The 25,067-nt window shown below is 50.5% G+C and carries 23 protein-coding genes; 4 read left to right on the top strand and 19 right to left on the bottom strand.

The features are described from left to right. Positions 1-5 precede the first annotated feature (5 nt). The 7 genes from ACFSUS_RS10540 to ACFSUS_RS10510 form a co-directional block, all read right to left on the bottom strand. Positions 6-1,079, bottom strand: coding sequence for a hypothetical protein (locus ACFSUS_RS10540; protein WP_381522278.1), 1,074 nt, complete (start codon positions 1,077-1,079; stop codon positions 6-8). Between the two features lie 88 nt (positions 1,080-1,167). Next, positions 1,168-4,209 carry an FAD-binding and (Fe-S)-binding domain-containing protein gene (locus tag ACFSUS_RS10535; protein ID WP_381522277.1) on the bottom strand — a complete coding sequence of 1,014 codons (3,042 nt, stop codon included), beginning with the start codon at positions 4,207-4,209 and terminating at the stop codon, positions 1,168-1,170. Positions 4,210-4,346: 137 nt separating this feature from the next. Then, positions 4,347-4,610 carry a Txe/YoeB family addiction module toxin gene (locus ACFSUS_RS10530; protein WP_381522276.1) on the bottom strand — a complete coding sequence of 88 codons (264 nt, stop codon included), beginning with the start codon at positions 4,608-4,610 and terminating at the stop codon, positions 4,347-4,349. Continuing rightward, positions 4,607-4,870 (bottom strand): hypothetical protein, encoded by a 264-nt coding sequence (locus tag ACFSUS_RS10525; protein ID WP_381522274.1) that lies wholly within the window; start codon positions 4,868-4,870, stop codon positions 4,607-4,609. The genes ACFSUS_RS10530 and ACFSUS_RS10525 overlap by 4 nt, the downstream gene beginning before the upstream one ends. A gap of 47 nt (positions 4,871-4,917) precedes the next feature. Then, a complete protein-coding gene (locus ACFSUS_RS10520) occupies positions 4,918-5,265 on the bottom strand; it encodes a hypothetical protein (protein WP_381522272.1) in 348 nt (115 codons plus the stop codon). 68 nt (positions 5,266-5,333) lie between these two features. Beyond that, on the bottom strand, positions 5,334-6,407 hold the full coding sequence (locus ACFSUS_RS10515) for a DUF4097 family beta strand repeat-containing protein (protein ID WP_381522270.1): 1,074 nt from the start codon (positions 6,405-6,407) through the stop codon (positions 5,334-5,336). 285 nt (positions 6,408-6,692) lie between these two features. Then, on the bottom strand, positions 6,693-7,772 hold the full coding sequence (locus tag ACFSUS_RS10510; RefSeq protein ID WP_381522268.1) for an OmpA family protein: 1,080 nt from the start codon (positions 7,770-7,772) through the stop codon (positions 6,693-6,695). Positions 7,773-8,285: 513 nt separating this feature from the next. Here ACFSUS_RS10510 and ACFSUS_RS10505 point away from each other — a divergent pair. Further along, complete coding sequence (locus ACFSUS_RS10505) at positions 8,286-8,759, top strand: CHRD domain-containing protein (RefSeq protein WP_381522267.1); 474 nt, start codon at positions 8,286-8,288, stop codon at positions 8,757-8,759. Between the two features lie 71 nt (positions 8,760-8,830). Here ACFSUS_RS10505 and ACFSUS_RS10500 read toward each other — a convergent pair whose 3' ends face one another. From ACFSUS_RS10500 to ACFSUS_RS10475, 6 genes are all read right to left on the bottom strand, one after another. Continuing rightward, positions 8,831-11,293, bottom strand: a complete 2,463-nt coding sequence (locus tag ACFSUS_RS10500; RefSeq protein ID WP_381522264.1) for an ABC transporter permease — start codon at positions 11,291-11,293, stop codon at positions 8,831-8,833. A 6-nt stretch (positions 11,294-11,299) separates the two neighbouring features. After that, positions 11,300-11,704, bottom strand: coding sequence for a hypothetical protein (locus tag ACFSUS_RS10495; RefSeq protein ID WP_381522262.1), 405 nt, complete (start codon positions 11,702-11,704; stop codon positions 11,300-11,302). 21 nt (positions 11,705-11,725) lie between these two features. Next, complete coding sequence (locus ACFSUS_RS10490) at positions 11,726-12,679, bottom strand: GIN domain-containing protein (protein WP_381522261.1); 954 nt, start codon at positions 12,677-12,679, stop codon at positions 11,726-11,728. Beyond that, a complete protein-coding gene (locus ACFSUS_RS10485) occupies positions 12,672-13,550 on the bottom strand; it encodes an alpha/beta hydrolase (protein ID WP_381522259.1) in 879 nt (292 codons plus the stop codon). Before ACFSUS_RS10485 ends, ACFSUS_RS10490 begins: the two co-directional genes overlap by 8 nt. A 144-nt stretch (positions 13,551-13,694) precedes the next feature. Continuing rightward, on the bottom strand, positions 13,695-14,306 hold the full coding sequence (locus ACFSUS_RS10480; RefSeq protein ID WP_381522257.1) for a hypothetical protein: 612 nt from the start codon (positions 14,304-14,306) through the stop codon (positions 13,695-13,697). Positions 14,307-14,588: 282 nt separating this feature from the next. Beyond that, positions 14,589-15,200: an outer membrane beta-barrel protein gene (locus tag ACFSUS_RS10475; protein WP_381522256.1), complete on the bottom strand. Its 612-nt coding sequence runs from the start codon at positions 15,198-15,200 to the stop codon at positions 14,589-14,591. A gap of 200 nt (positions 15,201-15,400) precedes the next feature. Here ACFSUS_RS10475 and ACFSUS_RS10470 point away from each other — a divergent pair, with 200 nt between their 5' ends. The 3 genes from ACFSUS_RS10470 to ACFSUS_RS10460 all read left to right on the top strand — a co-directional run bounded on the left by ACFSUS_RS10470 (position 15,401) and on the right by ACFSUS_RS10460 (position 16,753). Next, a complete protein-coding gene (locus ACFSUS_RS10470) occupies positions 15,401-15,868 on the top strand; it encodes a hypothetical protein (protein WP_381522254.1) in 468 nt (155 codons plus the stop codon). Between the two features lie 266 nt (positions 15,869-16,134). Next, a complete protein-coding gene (locus ACFSUS_RS10465; protein WP_381522252.1) occupies positions 16,135-16,332 on the top strand; it encodes a hypothetical protein in 198 nt (65 codons plus the stop codon). Between the two features lie 148 nt (positions 16,333-16,480). Next, on the top strand, positions 16,481-16,753 hold the full coding sequence (locus tag ACFSUS_RS10460; protein WP_381522251.1) for a PIN domain-containing protein: 273 nt from the start codon (positions 16,481-16,483) through the stop codon (positions 16,751-16,753). Here ACFSUS_RS10460 and ACFSUS_RS10455 read toward each other — a convergent pair. From ACFSUS_RS10455 to ACFSUS_RS10430, 6 genes are all read right to left on the bottom strand, one after another. Beyond that, positions 16,739-19,096, bottom strand: a complete 2,358-nt coding sequence (locus ACFSUS_RS10455) for an ABC transporter permease (RefSeq protein ID WP_381522249.1) — start codon at positions 19,094-19,096, stop codon at positions 16,739-16,741. The two genes, ACFSUS_RS10460 and ACFSUS_RS10455, sit on opposite strands and share 15 nt — an antisense overlap. A 155-nt stretch (positions 19,097-19,251) precedes the next feature. Beyond that, on the bottom strand, positions 19,252-21,693 hold the full coding sequence (locus ACFSUS_RS10450; RefSeq protein WP_381522248.1) for an outer membrane beta-barrel protein: 2,442 nt from the start codon (positions 21,691-21,693) through the stop codon (positions 19,252-19,254). A 234-nt stretch (positions 21,694-21,927) separates the two neighbouring features. Then, positions 21,928-22,767, bottom strand: coding sequence for a DUF4097 family beta strand repeat-containing protein (locus ACFSUS_RS10445; protein WP_381522246.1), 840 nt, complete (start codon positions 22,765-22,767; stop codon positions 21,928-21,930). Positions 22,768-22,772: 5 nt separating this feature from the next. Next, positions 22,773-23,639, bottom strand: a complete 867-nt coding sequence (locus ACFSUS_RS10440) for a DUF4097 family beta strand repeat-containing protein (RefSeq protein WP_381522244.1) — start codon at positions 23,637-23,639, stop codon at positions 22,773-22,775. Between the two features lie 35 nt (positions 23,640-23,674). Further along, complete coding sequence (locus ACFSUS_RS10435; protein ID WP_381522243.1) at positions 23,675-24,511, bottom strand: HEAT repeat domain-containing protein; 837 nt, start codon at positions 24,509-24,511, stop codon at positions 23,675-23,677. Further along, entirely contained in the window at positions 24,486-25,031 is a 546-nt protein-coding gene (locus ACFSUS_RS10430; protein ID WP_381522532.1) for an RNA polymerase sigma factor, read from the bottom strand. Before ACFSUS_RS10430 ends, ACFSUS_RS10435 begins: the two co-directional genes overlap by 26 nt. Positions 25,032-25,067: the final 36 nt, after the last annotated feature.

The raw sequence follows: 25,067 nt of genomic DNA, 5'->3' as shown, positions 1-25,067 counted from the left end.
ATTTATTAGCTGGCCATGTCTCGGGCAGCCTGCGGATCATTATACTTCCGATCAAGGCCGTCGGTCGATTTCTGGTCGGAGCGGTCTGGTCCGGAGATCATGTCCTGGGCCGTAACGCTGCTTTCGTCGGCCAGTTCGCGCGGTAGCTTTTGCGCTTCCCGGCCTTCTTCAGGGCGTTCGCCCGGCTGATACTCGTCAGTATCTTTCGCATTTACGTCATACGGTCGGGCCGACTCCCCTGTGTCAGGGTCAGCCTCCATGCCTTCTTCTGGACCAGCCGATAACCCTTCATACTGATTACCCGGTACGGCTTTGCCTGGCTCTACGTCGTCAGAAGACAGGATACCGGGGGCACCGGCTGTATAAGTAACGAAGTTGCTGAACATCCCGACAGTTTGATTGGCTGCCATTCGGCCGTTCACCTCATGCGAACGATCGGGCTGATCTGGTTCCTGTATTTCGGGATTGGCAGGCTGTGGCGCGCCTGGTAAATCGGGAATCTCCGGTCCGGGAATTGGATTGTAGGGCGGTGTTTCCGGAATACCGGGTACAGGCTGTGTTGGGTCGGGTGGCGAACCCGGTGTTGCCGGAATCATATCTCCGCCTGGGTAAATCACGTGAGACATGTAGCTGCCGTTGCCAACTTGCCATAGACCAAACGTACTGGTTGGGGTTGCGTCGTTATCCTGCTCGGTAGTGTTCGTTGGCGCATCTTCCGATGGTAAGCCCGTATTAACGGTCGATCCGGCGTCGGGATTACCCGTGATGTCACCTACGGCAATGGGGTCGTCAGGCATTACGCTTGGGTCGAACATGGTACCCGCCCGCAGCGCTGCTTCCGAATTTTCGTATTTCTTTTTGTCGTCACCCTGTAAGGCCCGCTCTTCGTCGCTACCTAGCCGAATGCGGGGCATATCATCAGAGACGTCATCGTGTGTATCGCCGGTCTGGACTAATTTACCATCAACCAGCTTCACCATATTGGTTTCGGCCTGGTCTGCTCCGAAGAGCGTATCACCCTCCTGGGTGACAATATTAGCCTGCCGTGCACCATCGCTTAAATTTGCGTCGTTTGCCATAACTGCTGTGAATGTTTTGAGTCTATGGAAAACCACCGGGGGCGCAAAAGGTTTTTGTGGCTCAAGTAGCACCGAGAATATATCGGTGCTACTTGAGGGCATCGAATAATATCTCGGCGGGGTGCTGCGCTTTACGGCCGGTGCCGTCTTTGATCTGATGGCGGCAGGATGTACCCGCGGCTGAGATAATCGCGTTTTCAGCCTGCCGTACGGCTGGAAACAAAACCAGTTCGCCGATCTGCATCGAAATGTCGTAATGCTCGGCTTCGTAGCCAAATGACCCTGCCATGCCGCAACAGCCGGACGGAATTAGTTGCACCGCATAATTCTTAGGCAACGACAACACTTTCTTAACGGGCACCATTGACGATAAGGCTTTCTGGTGGCAGTGACCATGTATTTTCACTTGGCGTGCTTCGGTGGTAAAGAGGCCACGGTCAACGCGGTTCGCATCGGCTTCGCGGGCCAGCCATTCTTCAAACAGAAAGGTGTTTTTGGCAATGCGTTGGGCGTCGACTTTTAGCTCGGTCGGCACTAGGTCAGGGTACTCGTCGCGGAAGGTTAAGATTGCCGAAGGCTCCAGACCAATCAGTGGCGTTTCGTCAGTAACGAGGTCTTTCAACAGCGTTACGTTACGAATAGCAATCTTTTGGGCGTCATCGACCAGACCTTTCGACAGATACGTACGCCCACTTTCAACGTGGTTTGGAATCGTAACGGAATAGCCTAAACGTTGCATCAGTTGAATTGCTTTCTGCCCTACTTCAACGTCGTTATAGTTTGTGAACTCATCGGCGAAGACGTAGACTGGCGTAGGGTTAGGGGCAGGGGGCTTGGGGTTTGTGTTATTTTTACCCTCGGCCCCCAGCCCTACGCCCTTCGCCCACTGGCGTAACGTCGTTTTGGCCAGTTCGGGCATCGTGCGGTCGGGGTGGAAGCCAACCGTGCGGTTAGCAATCCGGCGCAAAGCAGGGGTATTGTAAATGGCGTTGTATGTCCAGGGGGCAATGCTTGCCAGCGACATCAGCTTCGTGAAGTTGCCCACCAGCTGCGCACGCAACGGCACACCCTTCTCGCGGTATTGCTGTTGCGTAAACTCAGCTTTCATCCGCGTCATGTCCACGCTCGATGGGCATTCGGCTTTGCAGGCTTTACACGATAAACACAAATCCAGTACGTCCTTAACGGCTTCGTAGTCGTGGTCGGTTGGCTTCTCCTGATTGGTGTAAAAATGACGGAGAATATTGGCTCGCGCTCGTGTGGTATCGCGCTCGCTTCGGGTCGCCATGTAGCTAGGACACATGGTTCCTCCTGAAATCTCAGTTTTGCGGCAATCGCCCGAGCCTGAGCATTTCTCGGCCAGTTCAAGCAGACCACCATCTCGGGAGAAGTCGAACACCGTTTTGGGTTGCGGAATCACAACGTCGGCTTCTGAACGTAACGACTCATTCATGGCAGGCGTATCAACCACCTTGCCAGGGTTGAAAGTGTTTTTGGGGTCCCAGAGCGCTTTGACGTCTTTGCAGAGCTGGTAATTTTCGGGACCGAGCATAAACGCAATGCACTCGCCCCGCAGCCGTCCGTCGCCGTGTTCGCCAGACAACGAACCGCCGTATTTTTTCACCAGTTGGGCCGTATCCATCAGCAACGCCCGAAACTTCGCCCGCCCTTCTGACGATTTGAGGTTAATCAACGGCAACGCATGGATTTCGCCCGCGCCCGCGTGAGCTGAATACTCTAACTTCAGGCCGTGCTGCTCCCAGGCCATGCGGTCGAGTTCGTCAATGTAATCGGGTAGGTCATGAACATCTACGGCGGTGTCCTCGACTACGTTGGCTGGTTTGTCGTCGCCGGGAATGTTGTACATGATACTCAACCCGGCTTTGCGCAGTGCCCAGGGCTTTTTAGTGTCTTCGTCGAACAGAATAGGGTAGGCGTAGCCGAGTTCTTTATCACGTAACGCCTGTACGAATGCTTCGGCTTGTTGCCTGACACCAGCGGTCGTCTCATCGAAAAACTCGACCATCAAAATCGCCTTCGGATCACCTTCGACAAAATGGCGGTTCTTAGCCTGTTCAATGTTTGTTTTCGTAAGCTGTAGGATGTAATCATCCACTAATTCTGAGGCTGAGCAGCTATGAGCAAGCGCCACCAAATTCGCTTCTAACGACTGACGGATAGTCGCGAAATGGGCGCAAACCAGCGCTGTCTCTTTGGGCGGTAAAGGCAGTAAATTAAGCTTCGCTTCGGTAATGAAGCAGAGCGTACCTTCTGAACCGGCAATGAGGCTGGCGAAGTTGAAGGTGTTTACCCCCCCTGCCCCCCCTACGAGGGGGGGAGTTGCTGACGCGGGGAATCCCCCTCTCGTAGGGGGGGTAAAAAAGTCAACCAATGCATCCAGCGCATACCCTGTATTCCGGCGCTTGACTGTCGGTTTAGGATAGCCATCGCGGATGTTTTGCTGAACGGTGGCATCAGAAAGCAAGTTGCGAAATTGCGTGTAAAGCCGCTGTTCGAGCGGACTGACAACGTTTTCGCCCCGGCATTTGGCGTCAAACTGTGCTTGGGTGAGTTGGCCAAAGGTGACTTCGGCGCCGTCACTTAGCACGGCCCGTACTTCGAGTAGGTGGTCGCGGGTGGTGCCCCAAATAATTGAGTGCAGACCGCAGGAGTTGTTGCCAATCATACCACCAATCATGGCCCGACTAGCCGTGGATGTTTCCGGACCAAACAGCAAACCGTGTGGTTTCAGGAAGGCATTCAGGTCATCGCGAATAACGCCCGGCTGAACGCGCACCCATCGAGCATCGGCGTTAATTTCAACAATTTGCCCCAGGTACTTAGAAATATCGACAACAATGCCACTGCCAACAACCTGCCCGGCCAGGGACGTACCGGCCGCCCGAGGAATCAAACCCAGATTATGCTGTTGCGCAAAACGAAGCAGTTGTTTGATGTCGGCAACAGACTTCGGTAATGCCACCGCAATTGGCATTTCCTGGTACACCGACGCGTCCGTTGCGTAGAGCACCCGTCGGGCAGTATGCTCCGGTGATTCATCAAAATACAACTCGCCTTCAAAGGAAGACAGTAAGTTAGCGAAGGGTGGTTTTTGCGTCAGGCGAAACATAATGCGAGAGCCGGGGCTAAAGCCGAACGTAATTCAGCGCGAGGGGATTAGTGCGCATAAAAGTACATAGAAAGAGTACAGGCAAGGGAGCTTTTTACTACAATTCTGGGACGAGGTTAAAAATGAACCTTGTCGCATTAATCATCATAATGCCCACGTAATGTGTGAATAATGATTTCTGTATCCGTTACTTCGTAGACTATTCGATGTTCATCACTAATCCGACGCGACCATAAACCAGCTTTGTTAGCTTTCAAAGGTTCAGGCTTACCAATGCCATCGAAGGGAGTCCGGCAACATTCTTCAATTATGCGGAAGATACGCTTGAGTACTTTGGGTTCAAAAGCAGCCCACTCTGCTAAATGCTCAAGGGCTTCAGACTGAACACGAGTCGTTCTCATTTGGTGACCTGAAACTTCTTTACTTCAGCTATGACATCAATTGGCTCGTTTCGCTCTAAAGCGTCGGCTATACGCACGATTTCATCATAAGGAAGTGCATAATCATGGTCAGCAACTTCGTTTTTCTCAATCAGGTCTGTGAGTGTTTCTTCAGGTGTTACAATCACCTGAATTCGACGGTTGCCATAATACGCTTTTATACTTTCAAGCAGATTAGGACCTGCTTTATCTGCCTCGATATGAAAAATGAGCGAATCCATGTTTACTTTTTTTCAAATATAACCAAAAAAGTGCGTTATGAGTAGCTTCACCCCCGATCCAACGCTCGTTTCAACAGCCCACCGATGAAGCTACCTACAAAGGTCAGAAGCATTGACCCATACAGGCCAAAATTCTCAATGTCGCGATCAGCGGGGCCATCTGGAGTTGGAACCAAGAGTACGTAGCCAAGCCAGATTACAATCGCCTGCACGAGGGCCAGAAACCAGCCGCGTCGTGGCTCCAGAAAACCTAAACCCGCAGCCAGGGCCGGTGTTACGAAATAAGGCAAATGGATGGTTGGCGTTATTTTGATGCAGATTAAAATAATGATGCTGCTTAGCAGCGTCAAGCCAAGATTGGTCAGTAATCGGCGATCGAAGAAGGACGTAAACATATAAAAAGAGGCTCGCCGGGCGTTCGGGCGAGCCTCAAAAAGAGAACAAACTCAGGGGCAAAAAGGTCCTAACGATTTAGGTAAACGCTGCCGCTGCTGGCCGAAATATTGACGGCAACACCCCCACCGTTAACGGTGCCACGAACGCGGTCTTTCTCGTGCGAACCGCTGAAGTTGGTCAGTGTGCCCACTTCAACCCGGTTGCCGCTTAAGTTCAGGTCCAGGCCTTTGTTCAAGGGCATGTCAGCATGAATGCTACCCGCGCTGGTGTTTAAGCGAACGTACTGGCCTAATTTGGTGATGCTTACATCAATGCCACCGGCGCTGGTGCTGGCGTCAATGCTGCCCGCTACGTTGGCTAGTCGGATTGAGCCGCCCGACGTACCCGTTTTTACATCGCCCTCGATATCGCTGCCGCGTACGCTACCCCCGCTGGTTTGGGCGTCGATGGTACCTTTCAGGTCCGTAAGTTCAATGCTGCCACCAGAGGTGTGCAGGCGCAGGTTGCCCGATGAAGCTTTCGCGTGGATAGAACCACCCGAGGTTTGCAGGTCAATGTCTTTGCGGCACCGGTCGAGGTGAATAGAGCCGCCCGACGTCTGGCCCTTAATGTTACCTTCTACGTCGTCCAGGTGCAGGCTACCCCCACTGGTGCGGAACCGCTGGTTGCCGTTCAGCGATGCCAGACGAATGCTGCCGCCCGACGTACGCAAATCCGTAGCTACGTTACGTGGGGTGTAAAATTTGAAGCCAATGCTGAGCGACCGTTTCCAGTCGTTATTATTGCCCCGGCGTTTAGCCGTAGCCACGAGCGTGCTGCCTTCCTGAGCGATAGTTATGTCATATTCTTTTAGGCGCTCTTCGATCTCTTCTTTGCTGAGGTTGTCACGACCGTTCCAGTTGTTAGGCCGGATGTACATTTCAACTTTGGCTTCTTTGCCAGAGCCGCCTTCTACGCTCAGGCTACCTCCCGAGGTTTCAGCCTTTACATCGCTAATATTGCCGGAGAATGTTTTTGTTTGGTATGGGGTCGGTTCGTCGTTACGATCGCGGTCGTTGCGTTGAGCGGTGCTGTTGGTAGAGACTGCCAGGGCGAAGGTGCCTGCGCTCAATAGGGTAAGGAGAAATTGATGGCGTTTCATAAGCTTTGTTTCGTTTGGATTAAAGATGCAGTTGCTCTACAGAAGGTTGCACGGCCTGTTTATTTAAAGCCTGCATACTGTAGGAGTTGATGACAAGCGGTGTGCCATAATGAAGCAATGGTTGATAATCAATTTATTACATATTTAGTCAAATGATAAAATGTCCGGTTGCGAACAACATTTGTTCGCAACCGGACACATGACAGTTAACCTACGCTGTACCCCTACGTCACTACGTCGATCTTTACATTAGCTTATAAACAGGCTGCTTGTCAATCAGTCCTATCACTTTGCTTTGATTTCAACACGCCGGTTTTTCGATCGGTCGCCTTCCGTTGTATTACCAGTTAAGGGTTGAGAACCGCCGTAGCCTTTCGCTTCCAGTCGGTCTTCGGCAATGCCGTGGCGAATGAGGTAGCTCATAACAACCTTCGCCCTATTTTCAGAAAGCGCCTGGTTTAAGCGGGCATCGCCCACATTGTCGGTATGGCCAGCGACGACGATCCGTAGCGATGACTGTGCTTGCAAGGTTTTAACCAGCCTGTTTAGTTCTTCGTACGACTCAGGAAGAAGTGTGTATTCGCTTTGGGCAAAGAAGACGTTGTTAAGCACAACAGGTTCGCCAGCTACCAGCTCAATAATCTTTTCGGTGGGTTTTAGAGTTGGCGTTGCCATGGCCAACTGAGGTGCCGGCTCAATCGCAACACGTTTGGTCGGAACGGGCTGCGTCGCTGATTTAGGACGTGGTTTAGTCGCGACGACTACTGGCGGTTTAGGTGTTGACTTGACCACAGGGGTAGCCGAATTCGTTCTGACTAACGATGAGTGCGTCGATGCGTTGAAGAGGTATTTGGTTGGAATTGTCTTCGTTGGGCCTGCGTCGTAAAAACTGAGTTTATTGTTTTTACGATCCTCTGGTGTTTCCCAGAAAACGTAGATGACACTGCCTTTCCAGTCGTTGTAATACTCGATCTTAAGGTCGTAGAATTTCTTGGCCTGAAGGAGAATCTCACCAACAAACTGGCTGTCGTCCTGCTTTCGCCATTCGTCAATGACTTTCTTCCCGCCCACCCAAACCCGCACGCCATCATCGACCGTAGCACTAAACCGATATTTCCCCGACGTAGGGGCGTAGAGCTTCCCAGTCCAGCGTACCGAAAAATACTCGCGTTGGACACCTGGTGCGGGCGTCCGCCAGTTCCAGTCGAAGGCGACTTGCGGATCGGTTCGGGTGAAGGCCTTTTGTTCAAAATTGGGGCCGTTAAAATACTCTCCTTTCAACCCGTTGAGGGCGGGTTGCTGCGCTAAGGCCAGGCTCTCAATCAGTGATAATCCTGCTATCCACTTCGTCGGTAGTCCCTTCATACAACAGGCTGATTTTGTTGATAAAAGTTACGGAAGCTGGCCGGTAATCTAAGCCCGGTGGATAGGTATTGAGACAATACGTTCTAGTACTCACTATGTTCGATTTTCAGCGGCTCTGTCAACCATAATCGTTGCCGAGTAGATTTTACTTTCAGTTAGGATAACTGTAAAAACAGGCTAGAGAACTTTGTAAAGCTAGAGTACTAGCTCGGAGATAAGTTGTCGCTAAGTTAGTATGAGCCTACTTAATCGTTGATTTAGGAGTAGTACAAGTACTCAAAGCCAGGTAGCACTTGTTTGTAGAGTTGCTTTAGGCGGTTTATTTACCAAGTTAGTCGCGAAACTCGATCCCTGTTAAATCGTTGCACTTTGTAAAATAGTAGATTGATTACCAGATTTTTAAGTACAGGCGGAGCTTTTAGTACGGTCGAAAACTAAGACTTTTCAAATCATTTTTTGTGCTGAGAAGGTTACGGTGTAAGTAACCCTTTATTCACTTACAAAAAAGACGTTATGATTAAACCCAAAAAATTGGTGTCCGTATTTTTACTCGCTGCTGCTCCATTGCTGTTGCCAGCCTGTAGCTCAAGCTCGAGCAGTAACCCGCCAACCCCCGATGATCCAAACGACCGATTTGGCGCAGCCATGAGTGGTGCCAACGAAGTTCCGCCGGTGAGCACCAGCGCTACGGGCAACTACACGGCTAATTACAACCGGGAGACACGAGCCCTGAGTTATACAGTAACCTATCAGGGCTTGACCCCAACAATGGGCCACATTCATTCGGTAACGGCGGCCACCGCGGCTGGTAACAACGGCCCGGTGTCGATTGGGTTTACGTCGCTGACCAGCCCGATTGTTGGACAGACGACGCTGACTCAGGAGCAACAGGACGCTATGTATGCGAAACGGACTTACGCCAACCTGCACACAACGGCGAACCCAGGTGGTGAGATCCGGGGAAATATCGCTCAAATCGATCCCTAGTCAATGTCACGTGAAAAGCCGCCTGCCAATGACCTGTTCAGGTATTGGCAGGCGGCTTTGTTAGGTAGGGTTTATTCCACTTTCAATGACTTTACCGGATTCGTCAAGGCTGCTCTTACGCTTTGGAAGCTCACCGTTACCAAAGCGATACCTACCGCTAGTAAACCCGCCAGGGCGAACATCCACCACTCAATGTCAATCTTATAGGCAAAGTCTTTTAGCCAGCTATTCATGGCGTACCAGGCCAGGGGCGATGCAATGACAATTGATATAACAACCAGCTTCAGAAAGTCGGCAGAGAGTAGCGTTACGATGCTCGCTACCGACGCCCCCAGCACTTTGCGGACGCCAATTTCTTTCGTACGCTGTTCTGTCATAAAGGTGGCCAGGCCAAACAGGCCCAGGCAGGCAATGAAAATGGCCAGAATGGATGCCATCGTAAACACCTGCCTATACTGCTGCTCCGTTTCATACTGCTTATTAAAGTTCTCATCGGCGAAGTAAAACTCGAACGGGTTACCGGGATAGGCGGCTTTGTAGAGTCGCTCGAGTTCGGCCAGTTTACGCTGAATACTGCCGCCCCCCTGGGTTGGGCCGACCGGGTCCGTCGTGAGCTGAACGGTTAGGCTGGCAGGACCAAACCGGCGAGGCATAAAAATGATAGGATCGATGGGGTTGCGTAATCCTTGGTGATTGTAATCTTTCACGACGCCGACAATCTCGTAAGGCTGCCCCCAATTGATGATTTGACCAGCGGCCGCAGCGGGTGAGGCAAAACCCAGTTGCCGGGCTGCTGTTTCATTAATTATCAGTTTGGCGCTTTTCTCCCAGGCTAACTCTGCTTCGCGGGTGGTAAAGTTACGTCCGGCTACCAGCTTCAGTCCGTACGTCTTCAGATAGCGGTCATCAACAATGCCCATCGAGTAGTTTTTCTTCTCGTCGCCAGGACGGGGATTTTGTTTGGTAATATTGACCGCCCCGAAGCTGTAGTAATTACCCGGCACAATGCCCTGACAGAAGTTTTTGACGTACGGTAGTTGCGCCAATTGATCTTCCAGTACGGCCGTGCGTGCGGCAATTGATTTATCGTCGCCTATTTGCGGACTCTGAATCACGACGCGCTGGTCGAGTTGAACCCCCAGGTCTTTGTTCTGCATGTATTGCAACTGCCGGTACAGCACGAGCGTCGATACGACCAGTGCTATTGATGCACTGAACTGAGCGACTACCAGCGTTTTTCGTAACAAGCCACCCCGGTTGGTTCGGAACGTACCTTTCAACGTTTGAACGGGCTGAAACGATGTCATGGCGAATGCTACGTAGCCCCCCGATGCCAACGAGCCGACAAGCAGCAGGGCTAGCCCAATCAGCCATCCGCCCGTGTTGAGCAACGTAGTCAGGCTCAGCTCTTTTTTGACAAACTCATTAAATGTGCTTTGCAGCGAAACAACCATCAGCAGGGCGAGCATAAAGCCAATCAGATTGAGCAGCAGTGACTCAGCCAGAAATTGCCTGATTAACTGCGTCTGGCCAGCACCAACTACCTTACGGACACCCACTTCTTTTGCCCGTTTCAACGCCCCCGCCGTTGACAGGTTGATGTAATTGAACCAGGCAATCACCAGAATGAGCCCGGCAATGCCGCTCAGCAAATACACAAATCCTAAACTGCCACTGGTCTGGTATGGGTCGTTAAGCGAAGACGCCAGGTGCATGTTGGCAGCTGGCTGAAGCAAGAACTGATTATCTTCTTTGGGGTCGCGCTTTTTGGCCAGCGCATTAAATTTGACTTCCAGCGCCTTGTAATCGGCAGCTTTGGGCAGTTGCAGGAAGGTGGTCAGGTACGTGCCGTCGAAGCCGTCGAGCCGGGCCCAGCTGTTGCCGTTGAGATTGGCCGGATTGGCCAGGGTTTCCAGCGAAAGCACCGCATCGAACTGTAAATCCGAATTGGAGGGCATGTCGGCATACACCGCCGTAACGGTGTAGAGCGTCTTTCCAAATTGATTGTTAACTGTTAACGATCGGCCAATGGCTCGTCCGGTACCAAAGTACTTGCGTGCCTGAGATTGTGATATCGCAATTGTGTTGGGTTGAGTGAGCGCTGCTGTTGCGGTTCCCTGCACGAGCGGGAAGGTGAAAAGCGTGAAGAAACTAGCGTCGGCGTAGGCTAACTGGTTTTCTCGAAACGTCTGCTGCGATTGACCGCCTTTCTCGTCAGTAATGGTAATAATACCATTGGCGGAACTCTCTGCAATGCGGCAGACATCCCGGACTTCAGGAAACTCCCGTTTAACTAAGGGAGCCACCGCCGGAGCCATAGATGTGTAAAATCCTGTTTCCGGGTCATGTCCCATCATCCGGTATAGCGTCGGTAGATTTTTGTGAAACGTATTGACGCTTCGCTCGAATGCTACATATTCCAGAATCAGGATGAAAGCGGCAATACCCAGGGCAAGTCCGGCAATGTTAATGGCTGAGAACACCCGGTTTTTGCGCAGGTTGCGAAAGGCGATTTTAAGGTAAGATTGTAACATAAGTGTCTATTGTTTATTGACTTCGCCCATACTAAGACCATCTTTATCGCCAGTAACGACAAGATTAAGTTGCGCTGATTGCTTTGATGCATTGTCAACTAAGGCCGCTGACCCTGCTGAAAAGCGTACGGTTTGTCCGTCGCCGGGTCGAAATGTGCCCAGTGTGACTTCTTGCCCATCTACCCGGCGTTCGCTGATGGTTACCGGGACATTGCCGACATTTTTGACCTGTACTGTAAACGCTCCTTTCTGGTTACCTCCTAATCTGAATTGTTTTCCAGGCTGCACAGTCAGGGCAGAGTTCAGAACTGATCGATTACAAGCCGTAATTCCGATGCATAATACGGCAATGTAGACAACCGAAAATGCTCGGTTTTCGCGAAAGGCGATTTTAAGGTAGGAGCGAAGCATAGTACAGATTAGTTTATGGTCTTACTTCACAAGATCAACTGTGCGCCCATCGTCGCCGGGATCAACTGTTAGAAACGGTTTCCCACTAAGGCGTTTGCCGCTCATGACCACACCCACCTGATCTTTAGTCGCTACGTATACCGTTGTACCGACCGGGTATTGTTTCTGACGATTGGCGTACGGAGCTAGTGTAAAACCGTTTGTTTCATTGCCTTCTTCGCCCGGAGCGTAGGAAATAAGGGTAAAGGTACGCGGTAATGCACTGTTATTCTTAAACCGGATGCTGACGAGCTTTTGATCCGATCGAGCTTCGCTGACCTGAGTTTTTGACGAACTCTCTGATTGTTCGGCCACGTTACGAATCGTGGCGAAAGCCATTTTCTGCGAGCTAAGCTGCTTCGCATTCACAGAAACGGTAGCATTGGCCTGGGTTACCACACTGGCTTGATCTACCATCAGTTGCTCAGCATTGACCCTACCATTGGCCAAGCTAACTACATTAAGCCGGTTGACCGTCCCGCGCAGGGTCACGTTGCCATTGGCCTGGTTGGTCAAATCGAACGAATTACCAGTTATCCCACTCACAGTCACATCACCATTGGAGCCGTTGGATAATCGCTTTAGCACAGGCGTTTTCACCGCGACGGCAACGTTAGCTTTGCTAATCCAGAAGGGTTTGTCATTGGGGTCTTTAAACGATAGTGTCAGCGTACCATTCTTACTTTCAATGTGTAGCAATGGCCGTAAATTGTCATCTACGGAAAGGGTTACCGCTGACGTAGTGCCGCCTACCTCTACCGCTACTTTAGCCGGAAACTGGTTAATCGTAATTTCCTCAAACGACTCGACGGACTTCGTTTCACGAATAAGTTGACCGTTGCCCCGAAGTTCTTTGGTAGCGTCGTATTTATTGCCCTGGGCATACGTGTGAAGCGCACACAGGCCGGATAGAAATACTAGTAAAAGCTTATTCATTCGATTTTGGAGTGGCGGTTTGGGTTTCGCAATAAGCCCATTTAAAGGCCTGCAGCATGGTTGGCTGAATGCCCGTGAGGTGATTTAAACCACTAAGCGTTGCCGTTTGCAGGCGTAGCGATGGGTATTTTCTATTTTTCAATACGCCCGCAAACTTCTTGGTATCGTCAACCAGAAACTCGTCTTTTTCGCCAACAGATAGCCAGACATTCACGGGTAAGTCAGTATGCGCTCGGGCGTAGTCGGGTTCGAACTTGCGAAATATCACCCCATTATCGGCAAATAACGATGGACTGCCAATCAATACTTTGTTAAAGAGTTTCGGCTTAGCTAGCAATACGTAGGAAGTGAACAACCCGCCGTATGAATAGCCATAAATCGCGCGGTTCTTTGTGACTGAATACTGCTTTTCTACATAAGGAATTACTTCTTCTTCAAGAAACCGCAGAAAGGCCGGACCACCTCCGCCACCACCCGATCCCCATTCGGTTTTGAAGGCCGTCGGCGTGAAATCGCGATCGCGTTTGTTACCCGGTTTGCCAATCTCGGCCCCATCGGATATGCCGATCAGGAGGGGCTCATTATACGATTTGTCGCATTCGCCATGTAAGATACCCAGGCAATTAATGGCTGTTGAAAAAGCGCCAACACCATCGAGAACAAATAACACATCGTACTTTTTACCTGGGTCATAGTTATCGGGTAAGTGTACTAGAAGCTGGTACGTTTCACCCTTTAAGACGCTGGATACAATCGGCCTTAATTCAGTGCCTGGTAGCGCTACTGGCGAGACGGATTGGGAGTAAACCGGCGGGCACAACAAAAGCAGCCAGCCGAGCAGGAGCGTAATAACTTGTACTGGTGTTTTCATCATTTCTTGTTGTTATGCTCAGTCCGTTGCAAGTAGCGATATACGAGATGATGCCGTAAGTCGATAAATACCAATCGTTTACGTTGTAACGCGGGCAGGTGATTCTATGTAAAGTTGCGGGTGGAAACCCGCGTTACGGTATCTTTATTTGACCACTACGACATTGGGGTCGCCCGCTTTCACCGTAAATGTCGACTGAATTTGCAACACGCCATCCTGGTAGTATTTCAACCGGTACTCACCCGGGACCAGGGAAAGCTGGTGCGGAAAGAAACGTTTCTCGTTATCAACCTTTGTCGAGCGCTCGTAAGCGTAATTTTCAGACTCGCTAACTACCGATAACTTTACTCGGCCCGTGCAGGATTCGCAGCGGAACGTTACGGCCTGCTGATCCGCCGATGTCGCACTGCCAGGAGGAGTTGGCGGAGTAGGTGGTTTGGGCGATTGCCCCGTAGCTCCGGTAGGGGGCGTAGGAGGAGTAGGCGGCACGGGGGGCGTTGGTGGTACCGGTGGTGAGCCGATACCTAATGAATCCAAGACTCTAGATTTTAGTGCGTCTTTTTCTGAGGAACTTAAGTTAGCGACATTAAACGTGCGCTGGTAATTAATTGACTGGCCATTACGTTTTCCATCGACCTGAATAGATAGCGTCTTGCCGTCGTCGTTAATAGAGGTATTCATTGTCGAATTAGTCGACTGTTGCGCCGTAGCTGCGGCACTGACGCTGAGTAACAGTATCGTGAAAAAAGGATTCATGTTCGTTGTAGGTCAAGATTACTCTCTATTGAATCAACTGCCGTGCCACGAACGCAAATCGCCGTATCCTAAGCAGAGACGGCGATTTGTTGAAGACCACTGTCCGAAACTGGACACCTGGCCGTCCGATTGCGAACGGTAAAATAGGCTTAGGTAAATAAAAAAAGCTTAATCAAATATTAGATTGAGAGCGGTTTGCCAGGGTTTGGGGTAGTCAGTCTTAAGTACTTCAACAGCGTTGTAGACACCAATTGTAGCGGAGTAAAAAAGTAATTATCTGGCTCAAAAATGCCAGATTAATTGAGTCTGGAGTCCAATGCTGTAAGAGCTATAGTTCGTGACTTGATAGAAGGCGTCACTGGCGGGTTTAGTGAATGGGTAACTAGCTGTGGGCTGAAGCAGTAGCGACAATCCGGAATCGAATTGGTAGGCTAAACCTACACCAACTACACCGTCAGTCCTGATAGGAGCCTCGGTAAACGTTTTACTCTTGGTGAGTAGGGCTCCGGTCGAAAAATAGGTAGACAAACGGCGGCTGGTTAAACGGTAACTCACCAGAACCGGGACCTGCCACCCCTCGCTGGTGAAGGGTGTTGGCTCGCCATACGGACTTTGCGGACTCTGTATATAATCGGTGTTTCGGTTGTAAAGCACCCCTACTGACAAATTCCACTGGGGCGTGAAATGATAGCGGGTGGTCAAACCAAACGACGATATTATGTTGTAGCCAGATGCCCGGAATTGGGTGTTCGATCCATTGTAAGTCAAATTAGCCTGATACGAATAGGGATTATAGTTAAACCAGTATGAAGGTGCTATCGAAACTCGGCTCTGAGCAGGTGAGGAGACTGTTATTGTCAGGAGTAATCCTCCTAAGAGTAGAAAAGCTTTCATCGCTTGATATTGTTACGAACAAGGTTCGCCCTACAGCTAAACGGATATGAACTAAATTTTATTTCTGTATACAATCTTTTACATATGTTTGGTACATGAAACATGCGTTATACCTCATCGTTATTAGCATTTCGTTTGCTAGCTGTTCACTTCAAACGTCAGGGGCCTTATCTGACCAGAATGGCAAACATATGGGCATTATGCCAAAACAAAGTGACCGCATTTTGTATACCGACCGAGTGAATTTACCCGGCTTATCGGACTCTCAAATCAGGCGTTACGTGCGTCAATGGCTAGCGCTGGACCATTTCCCGATCCAGCCCCGTGAGATTGTTTCGGATAGTTTATTTACAAATGATTTTATTGTTGCCTGTTCGTTTATGCCACCCAAAATGTATACCAAAGGGGGTGGACTTATTGCAACGCCGGTAGTAAACTATACGCTGGTCATTGACTTTCGTAACGGCGGCTATCGTGCTCAAGTGGGTAACTTCACTATAGGGAAGTCAGTAGTTACGCACAGGGGAATCGTTGTTACTGGTGAACGGCTGGAATACTACAATGCTAGCCCGGTAAACCATATAACCGCTTATCTGGGTCGCATCGATGAAGAAGTCAACCGCCAGCTAAGTTCGCTCAAGACCTATCTGGAGCAAGCATCGCGTTGACCTAAGGCTCCAGGAAATGGCTGTTTCGATAGGCAATGTATTGAAACTGCTGGTCCGTCTACTCGGCCCCTAAACTCTTAACCGGCTCCATCAGGGCGGCTTTGATGCTTTGGAAGCTGACCGTGAACAAGGCAATAACTACGGCCAGTAAGCCTGCCAGGGCAAACATCCACCATTCTATATCATCAGCTCTCTAATAGAAGCATGGTAATAAGCCGAAGCGTTAAAGTCGGTTTTTGGTTATCTTTGATAAACGTTCGAGAAATATGCAAACTCAAAAGTTAAGTTCGCTCCAACTTGAATTGCTTAAAGTCTATTCATTTCAACCGAGCGACGAAGACCTGTTAGCTGTACAAAAGCTATTGGCTACTTTCTTCTCAGATAAACTTGTTGCTAAGGTAAAGCAGTCTGTTGATGAACAAGGCATAACCGAGGCTGACCTTGATGGCTGGCTAAATGAATAAGCTACGGTTAATTCTGGACACTAACGTATTTATAGTTTCACTGGCTCCCCAATATAAATACCACTGGATTTATCAATGTCTCATCCAAGGCGATTTTGAACTGGCTGTGTCAAACGAAATTTTGACCGAGTACCATGAATAAGTAGTGATGCGCTATGGTATCGAACGAACGAATGCTTCCTTCGACTACTTGTTGTTGCTTCCCAATGTCACATTAATCAATCCGTCATTCCTTTGGCAGTTAGTTGAAAACGATAAAGACGATAACAAATTTGTGGATTGCTACCTGGCCAGCCAGTCTGACCACATTATTAGCAATGACCGTCATCTACGTAGTTTGGTAACGAGTCCGTTCCCGCCCATCTCCGTGATGTCATACGACGAATTTGAGCATCAGTACAAGGAGTCACTCCGCCCGTAAACTCTTAACCGGGTCCATCAGGGCGGCTTTGATGCTCTGGAAACTGACCGTGAACAAGGCAATAACTACGGCCATCAGGCCCGCGACGGCAAACACCCACCACTCAATATCGATGCGATACTTGAAATCCTGAAGCCACTGACTCATACTGTACCAGGCAATGGGGGAGGCAACTAGGATGGCAATCAGCACCAGCCGCAGGAAGTCTTTGCTCAACAACGCAACAATGCTGGGGATAGATGCACCGAGCACTTTGCGAACGCCAATCTCTTTGGTACGTTGCTCCGCCGTGAACATGGCCAGGCCAAACAAACCGAGGCAGGCAATAAAAATGGCCAGAATGGCAAAGTAATTCGCCAGTTTCCCGATAAGCGTTTCGCTTTTGTATTGCTGCTCAAAGCTTTCGTCGGCAAACTGATAGTCGAAGGGGTAGGCCGGATTATACTTTTTCGCCAGCAGTTTTAAGCTCGCCAGAGCCTTTTCAGTCTGGCCCGGTTGAGTCCGCACCAGTACGGTGCTGTTGTAAGTCGTGTCGAGTCGAAGAATGAGCGGCTCAATGGCAACCCGGAGCGAGTTGAGGTGGAAGTTCTTCATCAAGCCAATAATCTTGCCCGACTTACCCCAAAATTTCAGGTTTTGACCGACAGGACTTTTCATACCCATCCGCCGGGCGGCTTCTTCGTTGACCAGGTAATTGGTGCTGTCGGTAACAATATCCTTCGAGAAGTCGCGGCCGTCCAGTAACTTGATCTTCATGGTGTTGATGAAATCATAGCTGACCGGCATCTGGGTGAATAAGGTCTTGTCGGCCGGGTCCTTCCCTTTCCACTCGACCCCAATCGTTGAGTTACCGATTGCCAGCGGATCAGAGCCGGATGACGAGACGGTTTGAATGCCCGGTGATTGCAGCAACTCCTGCTTAAATACGTCAAACTTCTTCGGTAAGTCGCCTTCCAGAGACATATAAACCATGTTTTCGCGGTCGAGGCCAAGATTTTTGGTACGGATGTAATCGACCTGGCGACCGGCAATCAGCGTACCAATGATGAGCAGGAGCGACAAGGCAAACTGGAACACAACCAGCCCCTGTCGGAAGAGTACAGCCCCTGAGTTAAAGCGTAACGTACCTTTCAGAATTTTTACCGGTTGAAGTGACGACAGGAACAACGCCGGATAACTCCCCGATATAATACCCGTTACCAGGGCCAGACCCAGTAAGGTTAACCAGTAAAAAGGATTGCCGTATTGAATGCTGATTTCTTTCTCGGTCAACTGGTTGAAAAAGGGAAGCAGAATCTGCACCAGCACGATGGCGAAGATAAGCGCCATGCCAGCTGTGAGCACCGCTTCGCCCACGAACTGGCCAATAAGAAACGTCCGTTCGGCACCAACTACTTTGCGAATACCTACTTCTTTAGCCCGCTTCGCCGACCGAGCCGTGGCCAGGTTCATGAAGTTGATGCAGGCAATGATCAGGATAAAAATGGCGACAATTGTAAACAGCCGGACGTACTCGATACGTCCGCCGTCGGGTTGTCCATTGGTAAACTTTGAATACAGATACGCATCCTCAAACGGAAACAAAAACGTAGTGATTGTTGTCACGTTCTTGTCGTGCTGATGCACCATGTTCAAGATCTTGGCATTGACCCGATTAATGTTCGCATTGGCGTGTAGCAGCACGAACGTCCGGATGCCATTATTATCCCACTTGGTCAGCCATTGGTTTTCTTTCTCAAACGGCTCCAGCGGCAATACAAAGTCGAATTTTAAGGCTGACGTTTTGGGGATGTCGCGCAGGACGCCCGTCACCTTCCGATTCTCTTTGTTGTCCAGGCGGATCATGCGTCCCAATACGTCCGTTTTTCCGAACAGCTTCCGGGCTACTTTCTCCGAAATAACAATGGACGTAGGCTCCGAAATGGCGGTTTTAGCGTTACCGTGGAGGAGGGGGAACGAAAAAATCTGAAATAAATCGGGTCCGGCAACGCGGCCTTTTTCCTTGTAGGCTTTGTCGCCCAGTGCCAGCAGACGTTCTTCTTCCCAGGTCACTTTAACGGCTTTGGCCACTTCCGGAACTTCCGCGACTAAGGCAGGAGCCAGCGGGCCAGGGGTCGACTGGGTTGTGCTCACCTCGTTGCCAGTCCACCGCTGATTTTCGAATACCTGATAGATGCGCGAACCATTGGCGTGGAATCGGTTGATGCTCCGTTCGTCCTGCACCCACAGTAAAATAAGTAAACTACAGGTCATGCCTAATGCCAGGCCCAGCACGTTGATGAATGAAAAGGTTTTACTCTTGGCGATGTTGCGCCAGGCAATTTTGATGTAGTTGCGTAGCATAGGGCTTAGGGCAAAGGGGGTGAATCCCGATGAGACGATTGAATTAGCCGATCATTACAAATGATGCAGAAAAAGTATGGGACGTTGCATCATGGCGTAGGGACTGGGGCAAAGGGCTGAGAGCGAAAACCTGATCAACCCCATGCCCTACGCTCTCAGCCTCCTGTACGGTTCAGCTCTTCCAGGCTGTTGTTGCGCCGACGCTCGTCTACTTTCTGGCCGCGGTTAAATTTGTACCGCAATGTTATGCCAAGGCTCCGTGCGCGGAAGTACTGGTCGAACTCGTTGATATTGCGGTCGACGACGGTTGCGGTTTTGATCCGCTGGCCCTTGAAGATGTCGTTCGCGTTCACGCTGACATCCAGCGCCTTGTTGAGGAACGTTTTTTTTAAAGCCAGGTGAATCCACCACTGCGAATCGACGAAATACAGGCCGTAAGCGGTTGGCCCCCGGTACGAACCGTTGATCTCCGCCCGTAGGTCGAACGGTAGTTGAATGGTCTGGTTCGACTGGATCATGTAAAAGACGCGGTCGTTGGCGATGGACGTCTGATTCACGACCGTGTTGTACTTATTATACGACATGACCAGCGTGTTACTGCTTTCCCAGCGTTTCCCGAATTTGATTGGAATGATACCCGTCAGGCTGAGGTTGTGCCCATCGTTTACGTTACCGATGTAATATACTGTCGTCGCCTTTTCGGTATCCAGCAAGGGCAGCTCGGCAATCACGTCGTTGACAAGCTGATAGCTCATGACCAAACTATATTTCTTCTTTAGGTTGTGGGTTATGCTGAACGCGTGCGTGTATTGAGGGCGCAGATACGGGTTACCCTGCCACCAGGTGTATGGATCACGATATAAAACAAAAGGGTTTAAATTACCGTAGTTGGGCCGCTGAATGCGTCGGCTGTAACTGTAGCTTATGTCATAATCGGCATTTACTTTTTGCTGCACAAACACACTCGGGAACAGGCTCAGGTACGACCGGTTGGTTTCCTGCCCGGTTGTCAACAACTGCCCGTTCGATACGGTTTGTTCGGCCCGCAAGCCAGCCTGTACTGTGTAACGTTCGCCGAGTTTGCTGTTCCAGTTCAGGTAGGCCGCGTAAATGTACTCGCGGTAGTAGAAGTGGTTCGTTCGGCGTGTGTCGAGGACTGGTACGTCGCTGTTGTTAAGGTAAAACCGTGCGTCGTTGTCCGAGATAACCCGGCTGGTTTTCGCGCCTATTTCCAACTTACGTCCCCGCGAGAACGGGCGAGTAAAGTCCATTTTAGCTGCGTAGATCGTGTAGCCGCTTCGGATGTCGGTAAACAGAAAGTCGGTGCTGTCGGGCTGGTCGGAGTTTAGGTCGCGGAAGTAATTAAAGAAATCAGACCGGGCTGGGTTGGTAATGCGCACGTAATCCAGATCGGCCGTTAAAGTGGTACCGGCCGTATCGAGTTTACCGGAATAGTGCAGGTTCGTGGCCAGGTTACTGAACTGGCTGGTCGTGTAATTATCTGCATTTATGTACGACGACGGCCGGTTGGGCGCACTCCCAACGTAGGTGTCGGTCAGAAAATCACTGTAAGCCCGGTTGTTGTTGTAATAGGCCATCACCCCAATGCTGTGGCGGTCGTTGAGCGAATAATCCGTGCCGATCCGAATGGCGGGTGGTCCCTGCGACTGGAAATTACCGGTAGCTACCTGATCAAAATACGTCGTTTGCTGCGCCCCGTAGAAAACGCGCGTAAACGTGGCCTCGCGTCCGCCGACCCGACGCGCCCAATCGAGGGTTGCGAATGAGCTCCACGGACCATTTTTGTAATTGATCGTTGCTCCGCTATTATACCCGTGCTGCTTGCCGTTGTACGTGTACCCCGCGTACAAACTGCCGTTCATGCCGCGTTGGGTGTTTCTTTTGAGGTTAATATTTAGGATGCCCGATGACCCTTCGGCATCGTACTTCGCCGATGGATTTGTGATAATCTCCACATTTTTGACGTTCTCGGCCGACATCGCTTCTAGCATCGTGCGCAGATCGCGGGCCGAGAGGTACGTCAATTTGCCGTCGAGCATGACCGTTACACCACTACGGCCATTGAGTTGAATGTTGCCTTCCTGATCGATAAACACCCCCGGTATTTTAGCCAGCATCTGATAGGCTGTGTTGCCCGCTACCATGGCCGTTCCTTCAACGCTTACGACCATCCGGTCGGCTTCCTGGGTAATGGTCGGTTGCAGCGCCTGCACGTTTACTTCCTTCAGTTGCTTCACGTCGCTCTTCAACGCAATCGTCCCGAAGTTTTTGGCAAACGAAGCTCCGGTTACGGTGAACGGCGGTGTTTCGAGTAGTTTGTACCCCACGGCCGTAATGCGGAGAAAGTATGTACCAGCAGTAGGTGCCTGTATACTGAACGTTCCATCGACTTCACTAACGCCACCCATGGCAATGCTTGTGGAAGAGGCTTTCATGACGGCCACAGTGCCAAAACTGATAGCCGCTCCGGCTTCATCTTTCAGGGTCCCGGTTAGCCTTCCTGTGGTTTGCGCCGAGGTTACGGAACTGATCAGGATTAAGCACATGAAGAGTAAAAGCAAGTAGGCGTTTCTCATAGCTTTAGGTTTGCATGAAGTGATTACCCTACCGCAACGACAGACCTCACCCTACCCCTCCGAAAAGGGGGCTTTCTTGATCAGATTTGTTTGTGGTTACAAGATCGTCAACCTAGCACGTAGTGACTCGGGATGATCTATCGTTGCGGTAAGTTAGCGTTGACTAGATTGGCAGCAGGGCTGGGTTTAATGGTGTACTAGAAAGACACCATTTATTCTGGTTCGTTGCATCAATTACTTAGACTTTCGCACATAAATACTGCCCTGCATGCTCTTCATCATGACTTCGGGGCCACCCCCGTTGATTTTGCCATACACCCAGTCTTCAATTGTTACCCGGTACATACCCGACTGGCTGGACCGGCTCGCTTTGGGCTGCGCTTTTTCAACGTCAATATCAAAGTCGCTGAATATATCGCCCCGATCCGTTTTCATTTTAAGGTTTGCTTTGGCCGAGTTGGGAAACGTAACATCAACGCGGCCGTTGAGGGTTGAGAAAGCCATGGGAGCCTTCGAATCAATGTCGCGGAAGGTCGCTTTCAGATCGCCGTTGATGGTATTGGCCACCGCCGAACCGCCTATGTTGGTCAACTCGATTGGACCATTCACGTTATTAATCTCTAGTTCACCCGATACGTTCTCCACGGTAATGTCGCCCTGGTTGATTGTGTGTAGTTTCAGCGAGAATCGCTGGGGAACTTTGATGGTCAGGTTAACCGGTTTTGAATGGCTGCTGGCATTAACCGTTACTCGATTATTTCGTTCTTCCGCCGAAACGTCGAGGGCGTTGCCCGTTGGAATGCGTTTCATACCCGACTCCCCATTGCGACTGGCACTTGGTCGGTCATCACTCCGACTACGTCGATTAACGTCGGAGGAAGCGTCGATGACTATATCTTTTCCGTTATAGCCAACGACGTGAATGAAGCCATTAATCAAGCCAACATCCATAAAACCAGGCTTGCCAGGGTCAGTTAACGGGACGACTAGTTGTTCTTTTACTTCGCTCTGGGCAATGATGGGTGTAGCACCCGTCAGTAGAAAGAGCAGGATGGCAGTTACGATAGTATTCATGATTATTAAGATTGCTTTTTGATGTAAACGTTACCGTTGAATGTCTCGAAACGAAGGGTTTTACCACCGTTTCCAAGGCGTATGGAGGTTGTCTTGTTGAGTTTGTACACCGTTTTGTCGCCCTTCCGCTCTTCATTTTTGACGACCTGTACGGGTAATATTTCTGCCTGTGGGAAATCCGTGTAGAATTCACCCTGGAAAGTCTTGAATTGCAGATCAGCCGAGAGGTTAGCCGGATAGGTGACTTTGATGTCGCCGTTAAGTGTGTAATACGATGATTTTTCGGGCGGACTGGCGAGGTAATTGGCTTCCACATTACCATTAATGGTGTGGGCGTCGGTTGCACCGCGGGCGTTGGTTAATCGGATGGCTCCGTTCACGTTGCTAACCCGCATGGCTCCCGCAACATCCTTCACCGTTACGTCGCCATGATTGACCGTCGACACCCGTAGGTTCATCTGGCTCGGCACTTTCACGGTAAAATCCAGCGTGAAATCGTATTCAATACGTCGGTCGTCCCGGTTGCGCCAGTTATTGCGATTAGGCCGCGAATCGAACGGTTCAGCAATGTAGGCGATGATGGTGTCGCCTTTCTGTTCAAAAGCGAGTTTAAACTCACGCTTACCTTCTTCCAGCGCGTCTTTGTCTTTGGCCGTGATTTTCTTATCAACGTCCAGCGATACTTTATCGCCCGACGTACCTTCGACATTAACAAGACCGTTGATGTTGTAAATGATTAACGTGCTGACTGCCGCGCCGTTAGACAAGGTAAATTCCTTTGTGACGCGCTCCTTAAATTCCTGGGCTTTCGTTGGCGATTGGGCACAGGCGAGCACTAACCCCGCCAAACAGGGAATGATAAATCGGTTCATAATGCGTTTTGATTTAGGGTGATTACGTAGTAGCGTCAGGACAATTCCTTAATGCTTTGCTCAATTTTTGTTTTGACCAGGTCGTTCAGACCATCGTCTTTCAGTAATTGCCGGAGTGGTTTGATCGATCGTTTCTCCTGCAATTTGACCATTACGTCGGCCAGAGCCGACTGCACCAACGGGGAGTCTTGCCGGGCAATGGACTGCACCAGGCCTTCACGTACTTTCGGGTCGTCGGCCAGCTTGGCCAGAGCTTCCAGGGTCACCAATCGTACGTTCACGTTTGAGTCATTATTGAGCGTCGTTAACAATGCCGACACCACTTTGTCATCGGCTTCACTAATTTCGTTCGTGTAGCTCACGGCCCGTAGTCGCTCACTCGCCGATGGGTTGTCAATGAGCGAGAGCAGCATCATCTGGCGCATCTCCTGCACCTGGTTCGAGAGCGTATCAATCTGTTGTTGAGAAGCTACGGCCGGTGCACTCTGACGATTGAACCAGTAGCCAGCCGCCACGCCAACCAGCAGCAACGTCAGACTGTAGGCTATTCGCAAAGCGGGTTGACTCATCCAGCCCTGCCGAAGTTTCGCCAATAGGTTTTCTACCCAGCTTTTCCGCTCTGTCGCTACGGTGTCTTTGTACGTATCGAGCATAGCCTGAAACCGAATGTGCATGGTGTTGCCAGGTTCCGGCAAGGGTAGTTCGCCCATCACCTGCCAGAGCTGCCGAACCGTGGCCAACTCGATTTGGCAAGCCGGGCACTGATCCAGGTGAGCGTTCAGCGCGGCCCGTTCGGGCTCGGGGAGCTGGTTACTCAGCAAGTCGGTCAACTGCTCCTTGGCGTGCTCACAATCCATGGGTTTTACTTCCATTTTCAATCCGTAAAAAAATAGTTTTCAGCGCGTTCATGGCCCGGTGAACCCGAACCTTCACGGCTCCTTCTGTCGTGGCTAACACTTTGGCGATCTCGTCGTATTTCAATTCCTGAAAACGACTCAAGATTAATATTTCCCGGTGTTCATCACTGAGCTTCGTCATGGCCCTGTTGAGTAAGTCCAGCTCCTGTTGCTTCTGAAGCTGCTCATCGGCGGCAACCCCACCGCCTACCTTCTCGGCAAAGTCAGCTACGTCGTATTGATGCCCCGAACGCTTCGACTTCTGTACATGATCCGCCAGAACATTTCGGGCGAGGTGATACATCCAGGTGCGAAACTCACCGTCGCCGGTGAACGTATGCCGATACTTCAACATCCGATAAAACACGGTTTGCACCAGATCTTCGCTCACTTCCTGCTGGCTCGTCATGTGGTAAAGGAAGCCGAACAGAGGCCGATGGTATCGCTCGAAGAGCAAGCCCATCTTGTCTAAGTCGCCTGCTTTTACCCGAAGCATAAGCGCGTTGTCTGTTAGCGAATTCAAGCGATGAAG

This window comes from Spirosoma soli, assembly GCF_042684525.1.
In the GTDB taxonomy this organism is placed as follows: domain Bacteria; phylum Bacteroidota; class Bacteroidia; order Cytophagales; family Spirosomataceae; genus Spirosoma; species Spirosoma soli.
This window is presented reverse-complemented; position numbering and strand designations above follow the sequence as displayed.